Annotated in this window: 22 protein-coding genes and 1 tRNA gene; 16 read left to right on the top strand and 7 right to left on the bottom strand. The window is 32.6% G+C overall.

Translation table 11 applies throughout. The annotated features are described in order from the left end of the window. Positions 1–25 precede the first annotated feature (25 nt). The 3 genes from corA to L3049_RS02630 all read left to right on the top strand — a co-directional run bounded on the left by corA (position 26) and on the right by L3049_RS02630 (position 2730). Positions 26–1096 (top strand): magnesium/cobalt transporter CorA, encoded by a 1071-nt coding sequence (corA, locus tag L3049_RS02640; protein ID WP_275108229.1) that lies wholly within the window; start codon positions 26–28, stop codon positions 1094–1096. Positions 1097–1165: 69 nt separating this feature from the next. After that, on the top strand, positions 1166–1738 hold the full coding sequence (locus L3049_RS02635) for a fused DSP-PTPase phosphatase/NAD kinase-like protein (protein ID WP_275108228.1): 573 nt from the start codon (positions 1166–1168) through the stop codon (positions 1736–1738). A 92-nt stretch (positions 1739–1830) separates the two neighbouring features. Then, on the top strand, positions 1831–2730 hold the full coding sequence (locus L3049_RS02630) for a restriction endonuclease (RefSeq protein ID WP_275108227.1): 900 nt from the start codon (positions 1831–1833) through the stop codon (positions 2728–2730). A gap of 320 nt (positions 2731–3050) precedes the next feature. Here L3049_RS02630 and L3049_RS02625 read toward each other — a convergent pair. Beyond that, positions 3051–3124: transfer RNA gene (locus L3049_RS02625), tRNA-Arg, on the bottom strand. Positions 3125–3448: 324 nt separating this feature from the next. Between L3049_RS02625 and L3049_RS02620 the strand changes: the two genes are divergently transcribed. The 3 genes from L3049_RS02620 (at position 3449) to L3049_RS02610 (ending at position 6099) form a co-directional block, all read left to right on the top strand. Continuing rightward, positions 3449–4048, top strand: coding sequence for a YceI family protein (locus tag L3049_RS02620; protein ID WP_275108226.1), 600 nt, complete (start codon positions 3449–3451; stop codon positions 4046–4048). Positions 4049–4227: 179 nt separating this feature from the next. Next, complete coding sequence (locus tag L3049_RS02615; RefSeq protein WP_275108225.1) at positions 4228–5412, top strand: alpha/beta hydrolase-fold protein; 1185 nt, start codon at positions 4228–4230, stop codon at positions 5410–5412. 135 nt (positions 5413–5547) lie between these two features. Beyond that, complete coding sequence (locus L3049_RS02610) at positions 5548–6099, top strand: heme NO-binding domain-containing protein (protein WP_275108224.1); 552 nt, start codon at positions 5548–5550, stop codon at positions 6097–6099. Here the strand turns inward: L3049_RS02610 and L3049_RS02605 are convergent. From L3049_RS02605 to ligA, 5 genes are all read right to left on the bottom strand, one after another. After that, positions 6091–7509, bottom strand: a complete 1419-nt coding sequence (locus tag L3049_RS02605) for a COG3014 family protein (protein ID WP_275108223.1) — start codon at positions 7507–7509, stop codon at positions 6091–6093. The genes L3049_RS02610 and L3049_RS02605 overlap by 9 nt on opposite strands. Positions 7510–7559: 50 nt before the next feature. After that, on the bottom strand, positions 7560–8144 hold the full coding sequence (locus tag L3049_RS02600) for a penicillin-binding protein activator LpoB (RefSeq protein WP_275108222.1): 585 nt from the start codon (positions 8142–8144) through the stop codon (positions 7560–7562). Between the two features lie 85 nt (positions 8145–8229). Then, positions 8230–8769, bottom strand: coding sequence for a DUF6913 domain-containing protein (locus tag L3049_RS02595; protein ID WP_275108221.1), 540 nt, complete (start codon positions 8767–8769; stop codon positions 8230–8232). 109 nt (positions 8770–8878) lie between these two features. Then, entirely contained in the window at positions 8879–9466 is a 588-nt protein-coding gene (locus L3049_RS02590; RefSeq protein ID WP_275108220.1) for an exonuclease domain-containing protein, read from the bottom strand. 62 nt (positions 9467–9528) lie between these two features. Further along, complete coding sequence (gene ligA, locus L3049_RS02585; protein WP_275108219.1) at positions 9529–11538, bottom strand: NAD-dependent DNA ligase LigA; 2010 nt, start codon at positions 11536–11538, stop codon at positions 9529–9531. Between the two features lie 515 nt (positions 11539–12053). On the opposite strand from ligA, the gene L3049_RS02580 reads away from it, so the two are divergent. The 9 genes from L3049_RS02580 (at position 12054) to L3049_RS02540 (ending at position 22508) form a co-directional block, all read left to right on the top strand. Next, entirely contained in the window at positions 12054–14687 is a 2634-nt protein-coding gene (locus tag L3049_RS02580; protein WP_275108218.1) for a PAS domain S-box protein, read from the top strand. A gap of 224 nt (positions 14688–14911) precedes the next feature. Beyond that, complete coding sequence (locus L3049_RS02575; RefSeq protein WP_275108217.1) at positions 14912–15256, top strand: LiaF transmembrane domain-containing protein; 345 nt, start codon at positions 14912–14914, stop codon at positions 15254–15256. Positions 15257–15280: 24 nt separating this feature from the next. Further along, positions 15281–15994: a LiaF transmembrane domain-containing protein gene (locus tag L3049_RS02570; RefSeq protein ID WP_275108216.1), complete on the top strand. Its 714-nt coding sequence runs from the start codon at positions 15281–15283 to the stop codon at positions 15992–15994. Positions 15995–15999: 5 nt separating this feature from the next. Next, the gene (locus tag L3049_RS02565) at positions 16000–17055 is read left to right on the top strand and encodes a sensor histidine kinase (protein WP_275108215.1); all 1056 of its coding nucleotides are present in this window, start codon (positions 16000–16002) and stop codon (positions 17053–17055) included. Further along, on the top strand, positions 17052–17795 hold the full coding sequence (locus L3049_RS02560; RefSeq protein ID WP_275108214.1) for a LytR/AlgR family response regulator transcription factor: 744 nt from the start codon (positions 17052–17054) through the stop codon (positions 17793–17795). Before L3049_RS02565 ends, L3049_RS02560 begins: the two co-directional genes overlap by 4 nt. 331 nt (positions 17796–18126) lie before the next feature. Continuing rightward, on the top strand, positions 18127–20526 hold the full coding sequence (locus tag L3049_RS02555) for a TonB-dependent receptor (protein WP_275108213.1): 2400 nt from the start codon (positions 18127–18129) through the stop codon (positions 20524–20526). 232 nt (positions 20527–20758) lie between these two features. Next, positions 20759–21466 carry a DNA alkylation repair protein gene (locus L3049_RS02550; protein WP_275108212.1) on the top strand — a complete coding sequence of 236 codons (708 nt, stop codon included), beginning with the start codon at positions 20759–20761 and terminating at the stop codon, positions 21464–21466. Next, entirely contained in the window at positions 21466–22134 is a 669-nt protein-coding gene (locus tag L3049_RS02545; protein ID WP_275108211.1) for a DNA alkylation repair protein, read from the top strand. The genes L3049_RS02550 and L3049_RS02545 overlap by 1 nt, the downstream gene beginning before the upstream one ends. Before the next feature lie 35 nt (positions 22135–22169). After that, positions 22170–22508: a cupin domain-containing protein gene (locus L3049_RS02540; RefSeq protein WP_275108210.1), complete on the top strand. Its 339-nt coding sequence runs from the start codon at positions 22170–22172 to the stop codon at positions 22506–22508. An 18-nt stretch (positions 22509–22526) separates the two neighbouring features. Here the strand turns inward: L3049_RS02540 and L3049_RS02535 are convergent, their stop codons facing one another. Further along, complete coding sequence (locus L3049_RS02535) at positions 22527–23360, bottom strand: mechanosensitive ion channel family protein (RefSeq protein WP_275108209.1); 834 nt, start codon at positions 23358–23360, stop codon at positions 22527–22529. Between the two features lie 302 nt (positions 23361–23662). Here L3049_RS02535 and L3049_RS02530 point away from each other — a divergent pair, with 302 nt between their 5' ends. Further along, positions 23663–25018, top strand: a complete 1356-nt coding sequence (locus L3049_RS02530) for an MATE family efflux transporter (RefSeq protein WP_275108208.1) — start codon at positions 23663–23665, stop codon at positions 25016–25018. Positions 25019–25086: the final 68 nt, after the last annotated feature.

Here is a 25086-nt window from a genome sequence, read left to right as displayed (position 1 = left end):
TACAATTATTCACATTTGTTTTATCATGGCAAAGAAAAAATCAAGACGAATTTCAGAAAAAACAGGAATGGCTCCAGGGACCTTACTGCATATTGGATATAAAGAAGTTGAAAATCCAACACTTAGGCATATTCAGTACAATACAGAAGAGTTGAAATCAAAAGAAATTAAAACTGGTTTAGATAAAGTGAATTATGATTTTTGCAATTCAGATTTTGTTTCCTGGATCCATTTTTCTGGGGTTGACATTTCTGCATTTGAGAATATTGGTCAGCAATTAGCCATTCATAATTTAACCTTAGAAGATGTTCTTAATTCGCAATTGAGACCTAAATTTGAAGATTTGGATAGCTATAGCTTTTTATCTTTAAAATTGATGCTTATTAAGCCTGGTGATTATAAGTTTAGTTCAATTCCAGTGAATCTTATATTGGGTGCGAATTACGTTGTTTCATTTGTGGATTCTCATCATCCGGTTTTGGATTCATTAGTCACACGACTTAAAAATAGTACGCGTAGAATTCGATCTAAAGGTACAGACTACTTATTCTTTGCATTGGCCGATACCGTTGTAGACAATTATTTTCATTTGATTGAAACATGGAATGATCAATTAGATCAGTTGGAAGATTTTATTGAAAATGAAGATTCAGATTCAGTACCCCGAAAAATTCAAGATTTCAAAAAAGAATTAATGAAAGCCCGACGAGGTATTTTACCTCTTAAGGAAGCATATAATTTACTCATACAAAGTGAATCTGAATTAATAAAAGATGAGAATATAAAGTACTTTAGAGATACACAAGATCATATTTTATTCGTCATTGATCAACTAGACTACCTTAGGGATTATTTAACAAATATTCGGGACACCTACCAATCAGAGCAGGATAATGAGTTAAATAAAACAATGAAGTTATTGACTTTGATTGCGACTATTTTTATACCCTTAACTTTTTTAGCTGGTATTTATGGAATGAATTTTAAGTACATACCAGAATTAGAGTGGAAGTATGGTTACTTTAGTTTACTCTCATTAATGGCTTTGGTAGCAATTGGTATGCTATGGTATTTTAAAAAGAAAAAGTGGCTGTAGAGATGAATTTTCTACTTGTTAGATTTTTGTTAGTTCGTCATTGTTATTTTATCCGAAAAAGATCTTATGATGAGAAAAATAGTTCTATGCTTGATGATAATGCTAAGCTTTACAAGTCTGATTTATGCACAGCAAGAGAATCGTCCAGATTCATGGGCTCATCGCATTAGCAATGCAGAGTTTTCAAATTTATATCTTATTACTGATGATCTATTGCGTTCAGAACAACCTTCAGAAAAAGGTTTTAAGAGTTTGCGGCAACAAGGGGTTAAAAGCATACTTAATTTGAGAAGTTCGCATGGGAACGAGAAATTAACCAAGGATTTTCAATTGTACAGGATAAAAATGATTCCGGAAAAAATTACGGAGAAGCAACTGATGGAAGCATTGCGAATTATCAAAAATGCTGATAAACCAATTTTAATTCATTGCGCAAGAGGAGCAGACAGAACAGGTGCTGTTGTTGCAATGTATAGAATCGTATTCGAAGGATGGGAAAAAGAAAAGGCTCTGAAAGAAATGATTGAAGGTGGATATCGTTTTCACGAAGGGTATCGTAACATTCCTAAACTGATAGAAAATACTAATGTGGAACGTTTAAGAAAGAAATTGGGAGTTGAAAAAAATAAGAGTTTAAGGTAAATATTCAACTTGGCAAATATGGCAGGAGAGATATGATAATTTTTTGTTTAGATTTATATGATTCAGGAAAATAATAACAAGCAAATTTTAACATGATCGCTTCTAATAAAAAGAGAACTCATCAAGATACTAGATCTGTTGAGACCAAATCAGATAATACTAAGGTAATTTTAATACAAAAAGCCTCAGGGGAAGAAGAACCATTTATTCTGGATAAATTGGCTCGTTCACTTCGTAAAGCTGGAGCTGATAGCAAGAGCATCGAAAAAATATTGATTGATATCGAAGAATGGGTTTATACAGGTGTGACCACCAAACAAATATATTCTCGTGCTTTTTCCTTATTACGCCGTGAAAAGAAATCTTTTGCCATGCGCTATAGATTAAAGCAGGCAATTATTGAGTTGGGACCAACAGGTTATCCGTTTGAACAGTTTATTGGACAGCTATTTAAAAAGCAAGGATATAAAATTGAAGTAGGAGTAGTAGTTGATGGCTATTGCGTTACTCACGAAATGGATGTCATTGCAACTCAAGATCACATGCAACACCTCGTTGAGTGTAAATATCATAAAGATCAGGGAAAGCATGTAAGTGTTCAGGTACCTTTATATGTTCGTTCTCGTGTAAATGATATTATAGATAAGAGAAAAGAAATACCAAAATACTCGGAGCTTAGCTTTGAAGGATGGATTGTTACCAATACAAGATTTTCCGAAGATTCTATTAAATATGGTACTTGCAGTGGTTTGAATCTATTAGCTTGGGATTATCCTCATGATAAAGGCCTAAAGGAAATCGTAGAAGAGCTTCGTCTGTATCCCGTAACCATATTGCACCATTTAACAAAAAAGAAGAAGCAGGAACTATTAAATAAAGGTATTGTGACTTGTTTTCAGTTAAAAGAGGATTTGAATGCTTTAAATAGCATTTTATTAAACGATCGAAAACAAAAATTAATAAAAGAAGAACTTTTTGAAATTTGTGGTTAAATCCTACAAATAATTGGGGTTAATTTGCAAAGTTGTGGGATATATCCTTGTTTTCATGATCTAACTTTTATGTTTAGAAGTTCGTTAGAAAAGAAATATTAACAAACTATAAATCTATTAATGAGTTGATAGTAATGGCTTTATCGACTAAGAACAAATAGGAGTCAGCCATGAAATACGTGTATCTATAAGATTTGTGCACTTTTTTAGTGCAGCTTGTTAGCTAAAGTAAGGGCAAAAAAAAATCGCCACCCAATGAAGGATGACGATTTCTTAGCTTAGAGGGTGGAAGCCCCTTGATCTAAGAAAGATTTTTATTGTGAACGCGGAGGGAGTCGAACCCCCAACCTCTACGGCCGTAACGTAGTGCACTATCCAGTTATGCTACGCATCCATTATTTCTTAATTGCCCTGCAAATATAGGGGTTTTAGACTGATCTCTGCAAATGTTTTAGTACTTTTTTTTAATAAAAAAATGCTATTTCCTCTAAGGGCTTTATAAGTAGAATTTTACAAGATGATTTTTTTTAAAATTAATTGTGTAATTCGACTCTGATGGTCTTTTTATATCATTTTTAACAAGGTTTTAACAGATAAAAGATGTTTAGGTCTGAATTTATTTGCTTAAATTTACTTGTATTCAAAAAAATAAAAAAGAGAATTCAATTATTAGATATAGAAATGGAATTGAAGAAAGGATTAAAATAAATTAGAACTTATGAAAAGAAAAACATTGTATACCACGCTTGCAATCCTACTAGGTGTTTTTATAACTACTGGAGGCTTATTTGCAGAAAATAAAAATTTAAAGCTCAAAACCGAAAAAAGTAAACTAGAGTGGTTAGGTAAAAAAGTAACAGGAGAGCATTCTGGTATTATTTCAATTACTGCTGGTAAATTAACTTTAAAGGATGGGAAATTACAGAATGGTAATTTTGTGGTAGATATGACCACTATTGTTTGTACAGATTTAAAAGATGAGAAGTATAAAAAGAAATTAGAAGGGCATCTTAAATCAGATGATTTTTTTGGTGTTGAAAAATTTCCAAACGCAGTATTTGAAATTACCCATGCTAGTGAGCTGGGAGATGGAAATTATAAGGTTAAAGGAGATTTAACAATTAAAGGAATTACCCAGTCCATTGAATTTACGGTTAATCTTCACAAGCATGATGAATCGGTTCATATTAGCGGAAAAATGCTTATTGACAGAACGAAGTTTAATGTACGTTATGGTTCTGGAAGTTTCTTTGATAATTTAGGGGATAAAACCATTTATGATGACTTTGAATTGAATCTAGATTTGTATTTAGAGTAATTGAAATCTATTATGATAGTAATCCGGAATAATTTTTATTCCGGATTTTTTTTGTTGCAGATATACAGGATTAAAAATATGACAAATAGAGTAATGGCCTTGTAAATCAATGGAATTCTTTGATTTTATTATAAATAATTGTAATTTACACCAAGCTTTAAATCAAAACTAAACTAATTATGAAGCGAATTTTAATATTAGCTTTATTTGCAATTATATCTTGCTCTAGCATTCACGCCGAAGTTAATCCTAAAAATTTAAGGAATTCTAGGGTATATTCTTCCGTATTAAAAGAGTATAGGGATGTTCGGATCTTATTGCCAAATGAGTACAACAATACATACTATAAATATCCTACCATTTATTTGTTAGATGCCGAAACCAATTTTGATACGGGAATTGAGATCCTTAGTTTTTTAATGGATAATCATTTTATTCCTCCTCATATTGTTATTGGCTTGCCAAATACTGATCGTTTTCGTGACATGACTCCTGTTGATTCCATCATGAATAAAAACATCTATAAGACAAGAGGAGGTGCCAACAATTTTATCAAATCATTAGAGCAGGATATTTTTCCTCATATCGCAAAGAATTTTAGATCTAATTCTAAACGCTTGCTTATGGGACATAGTTATAGCGGACTGTTTGTAGTTCATGCTTTTTCTACTCGACCAGATTTATTCGATAAATATTTGGCATTTAGTCCAATTTTATGGTGGAACAATAAAGCAATCGTTAGGGATGTTGAGAAGTTTTTAACAGAGAATTCTTCCATTCGTAAGCATTTGTTTATTTCTTTTGCCGAAGAGGCTGAGGAGATGTTAAAATCGTGTAAGGCACTTATTTTAGCTTTAGAAACAAAATCACCGGCAGATTTAAAATGGCATTATGGATGGATGCCTGATCAAAGCCATTACACTTTGTATCGTAAAAGTTTAATGCAAGGAATGGAAATCATTTTTACAGACTATAAATATCCCGATGAACAGCTTTTAATCGATAAGGGAGTAGAAGTTGCAAATAATTACACAAGAGATATATTGTTGAATTATGGACGTAAGGAGATATTGCCTTACTCTTTGTTAGAAAGTGTTTGTGTTAATTTAAAAGATGCGAAAAAGTATAATGAGGCGATGGCCTTTTTAAAATATACGATTAAAAATTACCCTAAGCGTGCAGAGTCGTTTTATCATGTTGGTGAAATCTACGAAAGTGTTAATCAACCTAAAGAAGCTTTTAAGTTTTACGAAATTGCTCACAACAAAGATCGTGGCAGATGGGACTATGAACAAAAATATCTGGCGCTTCAAAAAACCTTAAAAGAAATGGAAGCTGATGCATTAAACAGTGTTGATTTATAAGTAGAATATACTTTTATAGGTTTTTATTACCCCTTTACACAATTAGTTTTCTTCTTCTCCGTTATTGGTACGTTACTGTATTAATGATTTATTTTGTGCGAAGTACTACTTTGAATGATGTAAAGAGGAGGAATAATGAAGGGAATATTTTTTACGGAATTTCTGGAAATGGCAGAAAAGGAATATGGTCATAATCTTACAGAAAAAATTATTTCAGAATTAGGAGTTGGTAATAATGGGGTATACGAATCAGAAATTGGATATCCTTGTGCACAGTTTGTTGAACTATGTGAATTGTTAGGCCGTGAAATTGGCAACTCATCGTCCGATGTCGCTAAAAATTTTGGAGAATATCTTTTTAGTCGCCTTGTAATTTTATTCCGACCTAGTTTTGCAGGGAATAGTAACATATTTGAATTTCTCGATCAGGTCGATGAATTCATTCATGAAAAAATGCAAAATTCTTTTCCAGCATTAAAAATTCCGAAGTTCAGGGCTATTAAAATTAACGAGAGTACTTTCCAGATAAGTTATCAAACAGAAAAAATACTTGTTGATTTGGCCATTGGTTTGTTAATGGGCTGTCAACGATTTTTTAATGAAGAAATAACGCTTAATACAGAGTATATTTCTGAGAGGAGTAAATTGGTTTGTTTTACACTTTCAAAAAGTCCTATATTAGTTTGATTCCATATTGTGAAATGTAAAATAATTTGTTTTACCTGCTTTCACATTTACTTCTATTTCTTGATCCTTACTTCCTCCTCCAGGATAATTAACTTGTAAAATGAGTTGATGCTTACCTTCTTTTAATCGAATTCTTGTGTAGTGAATTGAGTGAGGCAGTGTTTGCCAATTTCGTGTGTCAGCTTTCTCGGTAACAGCATTAAAAATACTAAGTAGAGCACCAATGTTTTCATCTTTACTTCTTGCGTAGCTTTCCAGAGCCTTTTTAGTCGCAAGGCGTAAAAGAGAATTTGCCATCTCTCTAACCATACGATCTTTTAATGTCTTAAAGGCAATCGCATTTAGATCTTGTGCTTTTTCTAGATGGTAGGTGGTCGAATTATTTATTCGCACATCTGCCGAAGTATAAAATGGAATTCTTTCTTGATATTTTGGGAATGCAACACGAACAAAATCTAAATCGCTAAAAGCACTTCTTGTGTTTCGATCCATGTTCCCAACAAAGAATGGAAGCGTAACATTTTCTTCATTATTTACCATCGTAAGGTATCCATCGCGGCCGTTAAGAGCACTGAAATTGATACTCCATTCAGCTTTTACAGGCCCTAATCCAGATAGCCAAATTAAGATTACATCTCCCTCGTTATTATTTTTCTTTTGATAGTCGAAACCAAATTCATTTTTATAGTTTTCGTATTCTTGATTCAGACCAGTTTGGAATGCAGTACGTAAAAGATCTTTTTTCAATTGCAATGGCGCAGAAGTATTGAAATTTTTTAGATAATTCTCTTCGTATATTTTTAAAGCATTTCGATAAGCAATAAAAGCATTATTTGAATCTCCAGTAGAATCATAAATTAAACCCATAAGCGTATGAGCAAAAGCATCATCACTATACCTGTTTTGAAATTTTTTCGGGTATTTATCGTTCAGAGCATATAGCTTTTCATTAACTCTGCGGCATTCAACAAGAGCCTTTTCTGAATCTCCCATTTCTAAATAGCTTAAGGCTTTATAGAAATTGAGCATTACATTTTCGAAATCTTCAGGTTGGTAGGGTTTTGTCATTGGATTGGTAAGCATAGCAAGAGCTTCCGAACCAACACTTTTTCTTTGATCTTCAATGTATAGATCCGCTTCGTTAAAATAATTAGTTGCAGCAGTATAATCTTCTTGCATCCATGCTAAAGTTCCTTTGTTCAATAAAAATAAAGCGCGATTTTTATTTCGATTGTTCTTTTTGTCCTGATCTAGAATTTTTTCAGCACCCGAAATGTCTCCACGTAAAAAAGAAGCATTAAAAGCTTCATTTTGCATGTAATAAGTAGCGCAGCCAGATAAGAACAGAAGGAAAACGAGTAGAAATGCAGTTCGTATTTTAGCAGTAATATGTAAGAGAAGCTTGTTCATCCAAATAAAGAAATTCAGGAAGTCAAAAGTGACTTCCTGATTGTACCAATTTATTTATTAACGTACTTTTTAATTTTTTTGTCACCCATCCAAACCAGTTCGCTAGTTTCAAGGTTGGTTAGCTCTAAGTTTAATTGGTAGTATCTAACTTTTTCTTTTTTATAACTATCAATTATTGAACTAATATCTCCTTGTAAAATAAAGTCAGCGCCAAGTTCTTGGCCCCATTTTTTGATGCTTGCTTTAGAGGCAAAATCTTGCTGGTCTGCACGCTCCTCGCGAAGTGCTTCTCTTTTAGCTCCAGCCTGAACCAAACGAACTCTACCATCGTTCAAAATAGCTTTTTCAATATCCTTAATGTAGGTGTCAGAATCGATATGTTCAGAACTTTTATTCGTTATTAGGCCAACAATAACTACTGGTTTTTTACCCGTTTCTTGTTGATAGTTTTCTATCCAATTACGAGTTAGTAGTTGTTCTATTAATGCTTCTGCAGTTAGTTTAGAATCCGTATCGTTCCAACGTCCGCTCAAGTCAATTTGCTGATCAGGAGATACACGGGTTACTTGTCTGGAACAAGAAACGCTGGCAAAAATAGCCAGTGTAAAAACAATTAGGCGAAATGAATACTTCATAATATTTTTCATTTTTGTTTAAATAATATCCTTTTTTTAAATTTTTTTGTTAAAATTAAACACAATATTTATGCCAGTTTATCAACTACTTTTTAATAATAGCAAGGTATTTTAAGCTTTCACTGATTAAATTTGCTAATGATTTATTTTTGCCTTGATCAATCATTAAATCTAGATGCTCGCAATTGTCAGCTAATGAGCCTACTTTGCATGAAGCATTTGATAATTGTGTAAGGTATTTTATCGAAAGATGATCCGATTCTGTAAATATGAATAGCAAATCGAATTTTTTAGTAACAAATTCAGCTAGCTCCTCGCTAATTGGTTCCCCGTTCCACTTAACATCTTTGTTGGTGTAGAATAATATCTTTTGTGCTACACCAAAATCTGGTAACTCATCCGCATTTATCCAACCAACTGTTTGCACTTTATAGCCCTTTTGCAATAAATCTTCCGAGAATTTTTTAGCAATCGAATGATTTTTGTCATCAAGCGTATCAAACAAAATCCCTATGCTTTTTGCGCTTTCTAAATTGTGAAATTCTTTTATTCTCGGATTCTTCTTCTGTTTGTTCCGAATGTGATTATTAGCAAGGCGATTTTTAATATTTTGTAAAAAACTCATTTGTTTTTAATAGTTAAGATGTAGGCTTATGATTTTGGGTCAATTTGAACGTTTGTAAATCGAATTGACAAGTTAGGAAAATTTTCATTTTCCAAATCATAATTTAAGCTTATTTAATTTTTTTTGGAGCTCGGTAACCTTTGTTGTATAATTTGCCTGGAGTAATGCTTATTTCGTTAGCCAATTGTAAAAGATTAGTGCTATTCATTACACCACAAGCTTTAATTGCAATTTTTGCACAAGCCAAAGTATCTTCTAATGCATCGTGATGCTTTAAAGGAATATCGAAAATATGTGCCAAGGTATTTAGTTTATGATTAGGCATATTAGGCCAAATATTTTTACTAATCTGAACTGTGCACATATAATCAAAATTAGGAAAGGCAATGCCATAAGTTTCGAGGCACGCACGCAATACCGAGACATCAAAACTAGCATTGTGAGCGATTACCATCTCATCTTTTAAATATTCCTCTACTTCTTCCCAAATGTAATTGAAACTTGGTTCGTTCATTACATCTTCTTCAGTAATGCCATGTATACTGATATTCATTGGGTGGAAATACATTTCAGGAGGGGAGATCAACCAATCTTTACTCTCAACAATTATTCCGTTTTCGACACGCACAAGACCTAGGGAACAGGCAGAATTTCGCTTTCCATTAGCAGTCTCAAAATCTATTGCTGTAAAATTCATTTTTTAGTAATTAGGGTTAAGATAACGAAGTGAAAAAATAATCCTCGTTTTTTAATTGAATGTTACAATCCAATCATTTTTAGAAATTCATCTTCACTTTTCATTTCAAGGCCTAACTTCTCTAGCTTAGCTAACTTGCTTGGACCAACTTTTTCTCCACCTAAAAGGAAACTTGTTTTTTTGGAAATAGATCCTACATTTTTGCCACCATGTAATTCAATTAAATCTTTTAATTCGTCTCTGGAGTATTTGTTGAAACTACCCGATATTACAATTGATAAGCCTTCCAAGGTATTGCTGGAATTTTCATCTTCAACAATTTTTTTCTCTAATTGCAAGCCAAATTCTTTTAATTGAGCCACCAGATTTTGATGATACTCATTAGAGAAATATTCAACAATGCTTTCAGCAATTTTTCCACCAATTTCATCTACTTCAATTAACTCTTCAAGAGTGGAAGTCGCTAATTTATCGATAGAAGGGATTGCTTTGGCTAATTTTTTTGCAACAGTAGCTCCAACATATCTAATTCCTAGGGCGTACAGAACTCTTTCGTAAGGTACTTGTTTGGAATTTTCAATGCTATTTAAAATACGTTCTGCCGATTTATCACCCATACGATCCAATGGTACAATATCTTCTTTTGTAAGGCGAAACAGGCCGCTAACATCTTTAATCAAACCTTTTTGAAACAATAAATCGATTGTTTCTTCCCCCAATCCATCTAAATCTAAAGCTCTTCGACTTATGAAATGTTCAATTTTTCCTTTTATTTGAGGAGGGCAGCCCATTTCGTTTGGACAATAATGGTTAGCTTCACCTTCCTTACGAACCAAAGCGGTATTGCACTCAGGACAATTATCAATGTATTCAATTCGTTTTGCTTCCGCAGATCTTTCAGACAATTCTACTCCAACAATTTTTGGAATAATTTCGCCTCCCTTTTCTACATAAACAGTATCGTTTTCGTGTAAATCTAAATTTTGAATGATATCAGCATTGTGAAGAGATGCTCTTTTTACTGTGGTTCCTGCTAATTGAACTGCTTCTAGGTTTGCAACGGGTGTAATGGAACCTGTTCTTCCAACCTGGTAAGTTACTTTTTCCAATTTGGTTGATACTCTTTCTGCTTTGTATTTGTACGATATTGCCCATCGCGGTGATTTGGCGGTAAACCCGAGTTCTTCTTGCATGTCCAATGAGTTCACCTTAATTACAATTCCATCAATTGGTACTGGTAAATCATCTCTTTTCTCATCCCACTCTTTAATAAAGGCAATTACCTCTTCAATGTTTTTGCAAAGTTTCGTGTTGGAAGGGACTTTAAAGCCCCAATCCTTTGCCGATTGCAAATTACTGTAATGATTTCTAGTTGGAATTTCTTTGCCCAATAGGTAGTATAGGTAACAGTCTAATTTGCGTTTGGCTACGATTGATGAATTCTGCATTTTTAAAGTTCCTGAAGCTGCGTTTCTAGGATTAGCAAATGCTGCTTCGCCAATTTCTTCGCGCTCTTCATTCAAGCTGTTAAAAACTTCAAAAGGCATTAGGATTTCTCCGCGAATCTCAAATTCATCTGGAAACCCTTTACCGCTTAGTTGCAATGGTACCGATCGAATGGTTTTTACATTGGCAGTAACATCATCACCTTTAACACCATCACCACGAGTAACCGCCTGCACTAATTTTCCTTTTTCATAAGTCAAAGAAATGGAAGTGCCATCGTATTTCATTTCGCATACATATTCAACATCACCATCAATCAGTTTTTTAATTCTGGTTTCAAAATCACGAATTTCCTCCTCCGAATAGGTATTTCCTAAAGAGAGCATCGGGTATTTGTGTTCCACTTGGTTAAATTCAAGATTTATATCACTACCTACTCGTTGGGTTGGTGAATTTTGATCGTTAAATTCAGGAAATTGTTTTTCTAGATCGATTAGCTCATTTAAGAGCATATCAAAGTCATAATCGCTAATACTTGGTTGCGATAATACGTAATAATTGTGATTGTAAGTATGTAATTGTCCACGTAATTCTTCTATGCGAACTTTTGCTTCTGCCTGATTCATAATAATAAAGGTCTATCGTTGTGTGAATAGAAGAGGATGTCGTTAAAAACAAACCTCGAATCGTAAAAATAGTAAACCTTGTGGTGATTTCGCAAATGATTTCAATGATTTTTGAGATTAGGAAAAGTAATTTAAAAATCATGATGAAAATGAGTTTGTTGATAAGTTTAAGGAAGAGGTATCTGTCCAGAAAATATGTTTTTGTAGCCATTTCGATCGAACAAAAAAATGAATTAACTTCTTTGAAATGGATAATGCATGACTTATCTTTAAGATTAGCCGTTACTTATTTGTGATAAAGCAATGTTAATTAGGTAGTTCTTTTTATTGAATTAGAATATTGAGAAGTCAATTTAAAGATCAATTAGCTATGAATCATGAAGACTAAAATAAGAATAAGCTATTATTAAAAATGGAGAACTTGGTGAGTGAATTAGCGCATTATCGATGATGATATTTTTGCCATATATGAAGCTGCAAGTGATATCAATAGACTTCAATCTTAAATTTCAATTATGAACGCAAATAAATTAATTGAATTATCTCAGGATCTTATCTGTATAACGGATGATAAAGGTGTTTTTACCTTTTTGAATCCAGCTTACACAGATATGCTTGGTTATGATGCTAAGGAACTTATTAATAAACCTTTTTTTAATATAGTACATCCTGATGATCTTGAAAAAACAAATAAAGAATTTGAAAATCTGCTGATAAGTGAAAAAACAATAAATTTTAATAATAGATACATCCACAAGAATGGTTCGGTAAAATATATTGAATGGAAAGCTACGTCTGTTTCATGTGAGAAATCAGTTTATGCTACTGGGCGTGATATTACAGAAAGTAAATTAAGAGAATTTGAAAATACAGAGTTGGAGGTTCGTTTAAATGCATTAATAAATTGCAGTACTGATTTTATGTTTCTTCTAGAGCAAGATGGAAACATAAAGATAGCAAATGAAGCATTTGCAAATAATTTTGGTGTTTCTGTGAATAAGTTAATCGGCTTAAATGTTTATGATTTATTACCCAAAAAGGATGGTGTAAGACGAAAAAAAGCAGCCGATAAAATCATAAAGGAGAGAAAGCCAATTGTTTATAGCGACGAAAGAAGTGGGCATTTTTATGAAACTCATATATTTCCTAGTTATACCAATGGGAATGTTGAATTGGCGATGTTTACAAGAGATATCACTGAGCGTAAACTTATTGAAGGTGCACTTATAGCAAGTGAGGAAAAATTTAGGAACTTGGCTGATACGGCTCAAGTTGCTATATCCATTGTGACAACAAATTATGAAAAGGGAATTTTATATGTAAATAAATATTGGGAGAAAATTACTGGGTATACGAAGCAAGAATCATTCCAATTACAAGCTTTAGATATTGTTCATCCCGACCAAAGAGCTATGGTAAATGAAAGAGCTACCAGAAGATTAGCTGGTGAGACGGTTCCCGATCATTACGAAATGAAAATACTTACAAAATCGAACCAAACCAAATGGGTCGATATAACAATTACTCTTATCGATTATGAAGGAACGCGAGCAATTTTGACCACAGCCATTGACATTACTGAACGTAAACATGCCGATGTTAACTTGAGAGATGAAAAAGAGCAAATAAAAACAATTCTGAATCTTGTTAATGATCCAATATTTGTAAAAGATGATAATCATCGAATTACAATGGCAAACAAAGCTTTTTTTGATATTTTCAATTTGGATGAGAATAAGGTGATTGGATACACACTTGCAGAGCAAGTTCCAGAAAATGAAAGAGAACATTTTTTAACTACAGATCGAAAAGTTCTTGATACAGGTATACCTGATTTGCGAGAAGAAACATTGACTTCAGATGGAATTACGAAAACTATAGTTACAAGCAAGACTCGTTTTATTGATGAGTCAGGAAATAAGTTTTTAGTGGGATCTATTCACGATATTACGGTACAGAAAAATGCGATAGTGGCATTGGCTAAAAGTGAAAATCGACTAAGTTTAGCATTAGAAACAGGACATATTGGCGCATGGGATCTTAATTTACAAGACCAATCATCACATAGAACACTAATCCATGATCAGATTTTTGGATATAAAACATTACAGAGTAAATGGACTTTTGAAATGTTTATGGAACATGTTTTACCTGAGGATAGGACTGATGTGGAAAAAACTTTTAAGAAAGCATTAGAGACGATTTCAGATTGGAACTTTGAGTGCAGGATAAAACGGATTGATGGCAAAATGCGCTGGATAAAATCCACTGGAAAACATATTCTAAATTCGGATGGGAAGCCAATTGCTCTATCTGGGATTATTCAAGATATTTCAGAACATAAATGGTCAGAGGTAGAGTTGGTTAGAGCTAAAAAGAGAGCTGAGGAAAGTGATCGTTTAAAGTCTGCTTTTGTAGCAAATATGAGTCATGAGATTCGAACTCCAATGAATAGTATACTTGGGTTTTCGGGGCTTTTGAGTGGCAGTAATCTCACGATCGCTAAAAAGGATAAATACCTCAGTATAATAATGAAAAGTGGAGATAGAATGCTGAATATTATTGATGATATTATGGATATTTCAAAAATTGAAGCAGGTCTTGTGACAGTAGAAATTGAGGAATTTGATATCAATGAACAGATAGATTATTTATATAATATCTTTAAACAAGAAGTTGAAGCTAAGGGAATGAATCTTTTATTTAAAAAAGGACTATTAAATAAAGAAGCTAAAATTAATACTGATAAGGATAAATTTATCGCGATTCTCTCTAATTTAATAAAAAATGCAATTAAATATACGGAGGAAGGTAATATAGAATATGGTTACGAGTTGATAAGCAATGGAGAAGATTCAATATTTAAGTTTGTTGTAAAGGATACTGGAATTGGTATTTCAGAAGATCGTCAGGATGCAATTTTTGAAAGATTCGTTCAGGCAGATATTCAGGATGTTATGGCTCGAGAAGGAGCAGGACTTGGTTTGGCGATTACCAAAGCTCACATTGAAATGCTGAATGGTGACATTTGGGTAGATAGTAAAGAAGGTGAAGGCTCTGCATTTTATTTCACCTTACCTTCTAAAGTGTCTGTAGATGTTAACCAAGCTATACGAAACTCAGTTGCATCTGATAAATCTAATAATTAAAACCAATACCAAGCTGCATTATATAAGAGTTAGATTTAAGGTTAAATTCGTAAATATTCGAGTATTTATAACTTGTATAAAAGATCACCTTTGAGTGATCTTTCTTTTTTGAACCATTTACCGATTCTTGACAGCACTTAACCGATTTGAACAAGTAAAAGCTATACTATTATTCTATTTTAGCAATAGAAACAAAGGAAACCCAAATCTTAAACCATATTATCATGGATGAAAATAAAAAAAATAAAAGTCTATTTGTTGGACTGCTTCTAATAATTGTTGGAATTGTAATTGTTTTAGAGCGGCTTAACTATCAATCTAATTTTATCGAAGCATACCTGTATCGATGGGAAGCCTTTTTAATTCTTTTCGGATTATTACAGGTATTGGTTAGAAGAAAAATTTTTGGTGGAATGATAGCGATTGCAGCAGGTGGTTATTTCCTTATGGATGATTTGTATTTTATTCCTGAGAATTGGCATATGTGGTTTTTTCCAGCTTTACTTATTTTAGGAGGAATAGCATTTATTTTTGCTCCTGATTCGCCTTATTGTTCAAAAAATAAATAAATTCATATCGTAAAATAGATCATTATGAAAACACAACATAAATCAAACCCAAATAACCGTGCAATATTCGGTATTTTTTTAATCCTATTTGGATGCTTATTGGTTCTTAAAAATTTAGACTTTATTCCCTACGAATTAAGGCATATGATATTCTCTTGGCCAGGATTATTAATTGGTTTAGGTGCTCTTTTCTTTTTTGGCAAAGAAGATAAAACAACAGGTATTGTTTTGATGGCAGTAGGTGGTGTATTTATGTTTCCAATTATATTTGATTGGAGCTTTAATTGGAGAGGCTTATTTTGGCCAGTAGTTATGATTGTTGTAGGTGTGGTCGTTATTCGTAAACGCAATGCTTGTGAAGGCCATAGTAGATCAGGTGTTGGAATCGATTCGGATTATATTGATGAGTTAAATATTTTTGGAGGTGGTGAAAAAATGATCAACAACAAAAATTTTAGAGGAGGTAAGGTTACTTGTGTCTTTGGGGGTACAGAATTGAACTTGAGCAGTGCAGATTTGGCCGAAGGAACCAATGTGATAGATGTTTTTGCCATGTTTGGAGGCTGTGTTTTAGTTGTTCCATCTGATTGGGATGTTAAGGTTGAGGTTACCGCAATTATGGGAGGTGTATCAGATAAAAGAGTAGCAACTACAAATTATATTGTAGAACCTAAAAAAGAATTAATTATTAGAGGACTTGTATTAATGGGAGGATGTGAAATAAAATCTTATAAATAAATCAAATGCAACATCCCTTATTGAAGAATCGATTAGCCCTTGTTGTGTATTTAGCATCTTGGATTTTTTTCACTGCACTATTATTTATAATAGGTTGGTATTTTGAAGGTAGATCCATTAATGATGCAATTATAAATGCCTTTAGTTTTTGTTTTCCATTATTAATACTCGGGGCTTGTATTTGGTTTGTTGTAGTCTACGTAAGTATTGAGAATTTAGGCGTCTGGGGTTTTATATTACACCATTTTACGGCAGGAATTATTGTTGTTGGAATATGGGTTTCACTTGCATATCAATTAAGAGTAGTTCTTTTTGGAGCAGCAAGTGAGGGCTTAGATTATATCATTCCAGTACATTGGCAGGTATTCATGGCATTTGGGATTTATGATTATATCATTCTATTGTATTACTTGATTATTTATTATCGAAATTTTCAAGATAAATTACTACATGAATCTGAACTGAAAGAGTTGGTTAAGGAAGCAGAATTAACAGCCCTAAAGTCTCAGATTAACCCACACTTTTTGTTTAATAGCCTTAATTCGGTAAGTTCATTGACCTTATCCAAACCAGAAAAGTCGAGGGAGATGGTAGTTAAACTTTCTACCTATTTAAGATACTCATTAGCACAAGATTTAAAAGAATTGAATAGTTTGTGTAACGAGCTGAGTAATATCCGCTTGTATATGGAAATTGAAAAAGTTCGTTTCGGGGATCGTTTAAATTTAGATTTTGATCTTTCTTCAAATTGTGAGAACTTGAAAATTCCGAATCTAATTTTACAACCCTTATACGAGAATGCTATAAAATTTGGGGTACATGAAAGTTTGGATCCAGTAAGTGTTAAAACAAAGTGTCGAGTAGAGAACAATATCCTTAAAATAAGTATTAGTAATAATTTTGATCCAACTTCAATTCCTCCTAAAGGGAACGGTATAGGCTTACAAAATATTCAAGAAAGATTAAATTTAATTTATGGTCGTTCAGATTTGATGAGAATTGTGAAAGGAGAAAAGAATTTTACAGTAAATCTGGAATTTCCACAAGTAAATAAGCTATGAAAGCAATTATAATAGATGATGAGGCATTGGCAAGAGATTTAGTTCGCTCTTTTCTTGATTGCTATAATGATATTGAAATTTTAGGCGAGTACTCAGATGGATTTCAAGGATTAAAAGCCATTAATGAATTGCAGCCGGATTTGGTTTTTTTAGATGTGCAAATGCCCAAATTAACAGGATTTGAGATGTTAGAGTTGCTTGATAAACCATGTAATATTGTGTTTACAACAGCTTACAATGAATATGCAATTAAGGCTTTTGAACACAATGCTGTCGATTACCTTTTGAAACCTTTTTCAAAAGAACGATTTCAGGATGCGATTAATAAGGTTAAGGAACGTGTTTCTAGTTCTGTAACAGGTGAGGAAGAAATAGAAAAAATAAAATCACATAATGATTCATCGGATGAGTTGTTGACAAGAGTTGTCGTTAAATCCAGAAATAAAATTGATGTACTTGCAGTAGATCAGATCAAGTATTTTGAAGCACAAGATGATTATGTAATGATCTACACAAAAGAGGGAAGATTTTTAAAGCAAAAAACCATGAAATATTTCGAAACACATCTAAATTCAGATGAGTTTTGTCGTATACATCGGTCCTATTTGGTGAAGATTGATCAAATCTCACAATTACAGCCATATGAAAAAGATCATTGGCTTGTCATACTGAAAAGCGGAGAAAGCTTAAAAGTAAGTAGAAATGGGTTCAAGCTTTTGAAACATCAATTGGAAATATAACATTAGGAAAATTGTTGATACTAACCATCATTTACTTGTAAATGATGGTTTTAATTTGATAATCATTTGAAAAATGCTTGAATATTGAATTGTGAAAAATAAATCATGATTTGCTTAATAGGCATTATTGTTTTGATGGATTTTAATAAAGTGTTATTATTCTGATGATTAAGGTGAGATGTGTGATTTTTGTGATAAACGGATATTTTCTGTTTGTGAAAGGTGATTGAAAAATATTATGATTGGACTTGTTCTATAACATAAATTTTTTATTTTTGTGCTGACCGCAATAACTAACTAATTTAAATACCACTAACCTTAAACACTACTAATGAATTTTAAATTTAATAGCTGGAAAAGGGCACTACCTCTGTTTCTAGTATTTCTATTTCCCCCTGAAAAAAGCTTTTCACAAAAAGAGGTTGAGCATCCTAAAAGCTCTGAATTAAAAGGAAATATTGTTGATTTTAATTTGAATAAATCACTTGAGTATGCAACTGTTTCTATCTTTTCCTTACCTGATTCTTTATTAATAAAAGGAACAATTACAAACCGTAAAGGTGATTTTCTTATTCAAAACCTTAAAGAAGGAAAGTACTTTTATAAAGTTGAATATTTAGGATATCAGAATTATAAAAGCAAAGACTTAACTCTTCAAGAGAATGAAAAACTTGTTTTAAATAAGTCTATTGCCTTAAAAGTAGATACAGAATTGATATCCCAAGTTGAAGTTACAGGCAATAGAGACTTTGAAAGAATAGAATTGGATAGATCAGTATACAATGTATCCAATTCTCTTGCCTCTAATGCTGGTAATATTACTGACGTGTTGACTACAATACCTAAATTGAATGTGGATACAGAAGGGAATTTGAAATACAGAGGAAGCTCAAATGTAAAAGTTCTAATAGATGGTAAAATGAGCCGTTTATTAGGCGTATCGGCCTCCGATATTTTAAATAGCTTACCTGCAAATGATGTAGATCGAGTTGAGATTATATCAAATCCTTCAGCTAAGTTTGATGCTTCAGGTTCTGCTGGGATTGTTAATATTATAATGAAAAAGAATCGTTCTAAAGGATTTAAAGGTAATACATCCATTAAACTTGGAACGAAAAATAAAAAAACGGGTAGAACAAGTTTGAGTTTACGAACAGGGAAATTTAATTTCTCGGGCTCTTATTCTTATACTGATGATTGGTTTGGAAGAGATTATTCTTCCTCTTTACTAATTGATGATTTGAATTTAGTCAAATCGAAAGCAGAAATAGACTATGGTAAAAGAGTTCATCTGGGGCAATTCGGAATGGATTTATTGATTGATGATAATAACACCTTGAGTTTTAATTTATCCAAACAAGATATTAAACAAAACTGGAATGGAGAATATAATTATTTAAGGTCGGATATCCCAAGTAGCGTTATGCCTGAAGAGAGTTTTAGGGATGGGTCGAGAGATTTAGATTATAATTCTATGAATTATAACATGGCATATATTCATAAGTTCAAAAGAAAAGGTCAACAGATTTCTATTGATGCTGCTTACACAGACAATAGTGCTACAAATAAAGGTTTATATCGTGATTTTGGTAATATTCTATCTTCGTCAATGTCTGAATCTTCTGATAAATTTGATGCTGGAAGAAAAGAAGGACTTATTCAAGTTGATTATCAACAAGCATTAGGACAAAATGGTTCTTTAGAATCTGGTTTTATGTATAGGTCGAATGAAATTGAATTTAAAGTGCCAATTCAAACAGAGGAGAATTTCGATTACAAAGAGCTTATACATTCAGCATATACACAAATAAGTGGCAAAAAAGGCAATCTAGGCTATCAGTTTGGTTTACGAGCTGAGTATTCAGATGTTAAGACGAACAAGACTTATAATGAAGATTATTTAGATGTATTTCCTAGTTTTCATTTGTCATACAAATTAAGTGAGAACAAGCAATTGCAATTGTCTTATGCGAAAATGGTTGTTAGACCTAATTCAGGTAACCTTAACCCATTTCAAAATGTGTTAGACTCCCTAAATCAAAGATTAGGATCTCAAGACATTAGACAATATTACACCCATAAACCTGAATTAACCTATATTTATAGGAGTAAAAAAGTTACCTACACTACTAATTTATATTTTCAAGTTAGGAATGATTGCATTAAATTATTGCGTAGTTTAGATTCGAATGACAATACCGTACTTACTTCAAAAAATATTGATAAAACACATTATGCTGGACTTGATTTAAACATGGCGTTTAAATTGAATAAATGGTGGAGTGTTAATTCCTATCTTACTGGAAATTATCAGAAATTTTATTCTACAAAAGAACTAGATTTTAAAAATAGGAGTGATTTTGGATATTTTGGAGGAGTTACTTCAACGATGCGGATACCAAAATTATTTACGGTGCAAACCAAAATGACTTACTATTCGGAAATGCCAATCGCGCAAGGTAATTCTGACGAAACGTTTCATGTTGATTTAACTCTTGCTAAGAGAATTATGAAGAAAAAAGCAGTAGTGTCATTAAAGGTTTATGATTTATTCAATTCGATGAAAATTGCAACCAGTACCTCTGATGATCGTTTTAAGCATCGAATGAGATATCAATTCGAAAATAGGATTGCATATTTTACATTCACCTATTATTTCGGTAAAAAATATAGTGTTTTAAAAACTAAAAAGCGCAAATACGTACAAGAGCACAAGACTAAAGACATTTAATAAAAAAAGCCTCGTTGAAAAACGAGGTTTTTTTATGCTTGGTTAAATGTTATTTAAACTAAATAAGAATAAAATCCCTTCAACTATTGACATTGCAATCTATCTTTCTTAATTTCTATTTTATTGTATATAAGAGGATGGAATTGAAAATTTAAATGATCTTACAATCAAAGGTGTTTTGAGCGAAATGGCAAAAAAAATAAATATCAATAATGATAAAATAGATTGAAAAATGACAGTAGAAGAAGTGTTTAAAGAATTGGAATTGTATGGAAATGAGGGCACCAAAAAAGTTTTAATGAAACATGGCGCTCGCGAACCTTTTTATGGTGTAAAGGTTCAGGATTTGAAGAAGATTGTGAAGAAAATTAAGAAGGATTACCACTTATCTCTTGAACTATATGCAACCGGAAATTCCGATGCAATGTATTTGGCAGGTTTAATTGCAGATGCTGATTTAATGACCAAAGCTGATTTGCAATTATGGGCAAAGGAAGCTTATTGGTATATGATTAGTGAATACACAGTGCCTTGGATTGCAGCGGAGAGTAATTTTGGTTACGAATTGGCATTGGAATGGATTGAATCGGAAGAGGAGACAATTGCAGCTACAGGATGGGCTACTTTATCAAGTTTAGTTGGCATAAAAGAGGATGAGGTTTTAGATTTGAAGAAGTTAAAAGACTTGCTCTTAAAGGTGGAAAAAGAAATTCATGAAGCTAAGAATAGAGTTCGCTATACCATGAATGGATTTGTAATTGCTGTTGGAGCCTCTGTTGTCTCTTTAACAGATGATGCAATGAAAGTTGCTTATAAGATTGGAAAAGTTCAGGTCGAAATGGGAGGAACATCCTGTAAAGTTCCTTACGCTCCCGATTATATTCAGAAAGTAATTAACAGAGGTAGTTTAGGTAAAAAACGAAAAATGGCACGTTGCTAATGGAAACAAAATTTATTGATACAGTTAAAATCGTAGATATCTATGAGAAAAATGCTAACCGTGAGTTAGCACTTAGAATGGAATCCTATATGAAAAATCACTTTTCGTTTTTAGGCATTCCAAAACCATTAAGAGCTCAATTGAGCAAACCGTTTTTAAAGGAAAAAACAAAGGTCAAGATAATTGATTGGGATTTTGTTTTTCAAATGTTTGAAAAATCAGAAAGGGAATTTCAGTATTTGGCAATGGAATATTTGCGTAAGCTTGAAAAAACATTGCAAAAATCAGATATCGAAATGCTCGAGAAATTGATAAAAACCAAGTCGTGGTGGGATTCAGTAGATGCTTTAGCCCCATTAGTTGGTGTTTTGTGTCAAAAACATCCAGTGTTAAAAGAAGAAGTATTGATGAATTGGATGGAAAGTTCGGATATATGGTTAAAAAGGGTAAGCATCATTTTTCAATTGAAATATAAAGACCAAACAGATACCGAATTTCTTAAAAAGGCAATTCTAAGAAATAACATGACAAAAGAATTTTTCTTGAATAAGGCAATTGGATGGGCATTGAGACAATATTCAAAATTTAATCCTGATTGGGTTAAAATATTTATTTCAACTCATTCTTTATCTCCACTCAGCATTCGAGAAGGAAGCAAATATTTATAAGTTTTAATATCAATGTAAATTAAAATAATGTCAATATGGAAGATATCTATCCCGAAATAATTAAAAATTTACCAGAGGCAGACATTCCTTTTAAAGGAGTTAAGGCTTGGATCTCACAAGGAGAAAATCAGCAAATTGTATTTTTTGATTTTGATGGTATCGGTGAAATCCCAAGACATGCCCATGGTGCGAGGTGGGGAATTGTGATAACTGGAGATATGGAATTATGCATTGATGGTATAAAGAAGAATTATCGGAAAGGTGATTGCTACAGTATACCAGCTGAGGTTTTACATTCTGCTAAATTTAAATGCAGAACACTCCTAATGGACTATGTCGCAGAAAAGGATCGCTATAAGCCTAAAAAAGGATAATGAATTGTGGCTAGTGACTTATTCCTTTTTAAAATGGACATCCATTTGTGGAAAGGGAATGATAATGTCTTTTTCTGTAAACTTTTGAGTAATAATTTTTCTAATATCACTCTTAACCTTACCAATTCTGAATATGTTTTTACTGAAAAATAATAGTTGAAAATCCAGAGATGAGTTGCCAAAATTTATTAAACGAGCTTCTATTGATTCTCTTTCGTCAATATCAGGATGCTCAAATGCACTTTCTTCTAGAGTTTTTATGATCATGTCAACATCACTGCCATAAGCAACTCCAATATCAATTCTGAAACGTGTTTTTTTAGATTGATGACTCCAATTAATAACCTTATTTGTTGTAATTAACGAGTTGGGAATGATAATTGAGATGTCGTCGCGATTTAAGCCTTTTGAGGTTCTCAAACCAATGCTTTGAATTTTTACAACGTCGCCATCAATTTCCAGTACATCGTCGATTTTAATAGATCGTTCGGAGAGCAAAATGATACCAGATATTACATCATTAAAGGTCTGTTGCAATCCCAAACCAACACCAACTAATAAAGCTGCAGAACCAGCAATAAGAACCGTCACTTTAATACTTAATGATTCTAGAATAAGGCCTATGGCCATGACCCAAACAATATATTTAATGATTTGAAATAGAGCGTAAGTGTTACCCGTATCTAGCTTCTTACTTTTGCTTTTTCGGAATAAAGCTTTTTTTATGAGATAAAGTGCTATTCTGGTTATAATGTAAATAATAAAAATACTTACCAAGCTAAAGACTCTAACTTTATAAGTTCCAATATTTAAAAGTTCAAATTCTAAAATGTTTGTAATTGTTTCAATCATATTGGTCTTATTAAAAGAATAGTTAGATATATCGACTTTTTACGCTACCTACATTCGTAAAACTTCAATTTTTTTTATCGTAAATTGTATATGGATCTTAAAATTAAAACTAATAATTATTCTTCATCTTATTACATTTTAGATAAGGAATTAATGGATTTTACATTGAAAAGGAGCGTAATAGTTCCTTTAGTTCAGGTTTACCGAAGAAATACAGGAGTTTACCGATTTTTAGGCATTTTTAAGCTTAATAATTAAGCGTCAACTATCATTATTGGTACATTTGCACACCAATTTTACTTATGGATATAAATAGCAGAAATGTAGAGGCCTTGGAAAATACAAGTGTCAAAAGCTTGTTGTGGAAGTATTTTTTACCTGCTTTTACCGGAGTCGTGATTAATTCAATGTACAATGTTGTCGATAGAATATTTATCGGGCAAGGTGTTGGTGCAATTGCATTATCGGGCTTAAGTGCAGTTTTTCCAATTATGTTAATCATGATGGCATTTGGAATGCTAATTGGTATTGGAGCAGGAGTACGAATTTCTATCAATCTTGGGAAAAAGGACTTTGGACGAGCAGAGTGGGTTTTAGGTAATTCCTTTGTTTTAATGATTATTGTGTCTGCCATTATCACTATAGTTGGCTTTTTAATAAAAGATCCTTTACTGCGAATGTTTGGGGTTGGCGACGATACGATGTTTGTTGCCAACGAATATCTCAATATCATTCTTTACGGATCAATTTTTAGTGTAGTTGGCTTTTCTTTGAACAATTTAATCCGGTCCGAAGGAAATGCAAATATTGCCATGTACTCTATGCTGATTAGTGCGGGTACTAATATCATACTCGATCCTATTTTCATATTTGCTTTAGACATGGGGGTTGCAGGTGCAGCTTGGGCTACAATTATATCTCAAATAATACTCTGTATATGGGTTATTCAACACTTTCGTGGATCTAAATCAGTAATAAAATTGCGAGCTGTTAATTTTAAATTGAATTGGCAAATTGTTTTTTACATTCTAACAATTGGTTTTGCTCCATTTTCGATGCAGTTGGCAGGAAGTTTTGTTCATGCACTTTATAATGTTCAGTTAGTTGAATACAGTAACGATATTGCCATTGCTGCAATGGGCGTGATTAACTCTGTTGCTATGCTGATTGTAATGACAGTGGTAGCGATTAATATGGCAGCTCAACCAATATTCGGCTTTAATTATGGAGCCCAGAATTATGCAAGAGTAAAAGAATGTTTAATTCTTTGTATGAAAGCGGCAACAGGAATCGTAATTGTTGGATTTTTAGTAGTTCAGTTGTTTCCAGAAATGATTGTAAAAGCGTTTAATAATTCGAATACGGAATTGTTAGAGGTTGGAACATATGGATTGCGGATAATACTGATTGCCTTGCCAGTTGTTGGTTTTCAGGTTATTGTTGGGAATTACTTTCAATCGGTCGGAAGAGCGGGTATTTCTGTTCTATTAACCTTAATGCGCCAAGTAATATTATTAATTCCACTTTTGTTTATTCTGCCTAACTTTATGGGTCTTACAGGTGTTTGGCTAGCAAGTCCAATTGCCGATGTTGGTTCTGCAATGGTTTCAGGAACCTTTTTACTTCGTGAGCTGCGAAAGCTCAATCGCATGATTTAAGTATCAAAAATATTGCTTTGTACTAGAGATCATTTTTCTTCGTTATAATAATGGAAAACAACTTATTT

This window comes from Labilibaculum sp. DW002 (genome assembly GCF_029029525.1).
GTDB classification, from domain to species: Bacteria; Bacteroidota; Bacteroidia; order Bacteroidales; family Marinifilaceae; genus Paralabilibaculum; species Paralabilibaculum antarcticum.
This window is presented reverse-complemented; position numbering and strand designations above follow the sequence as displayed.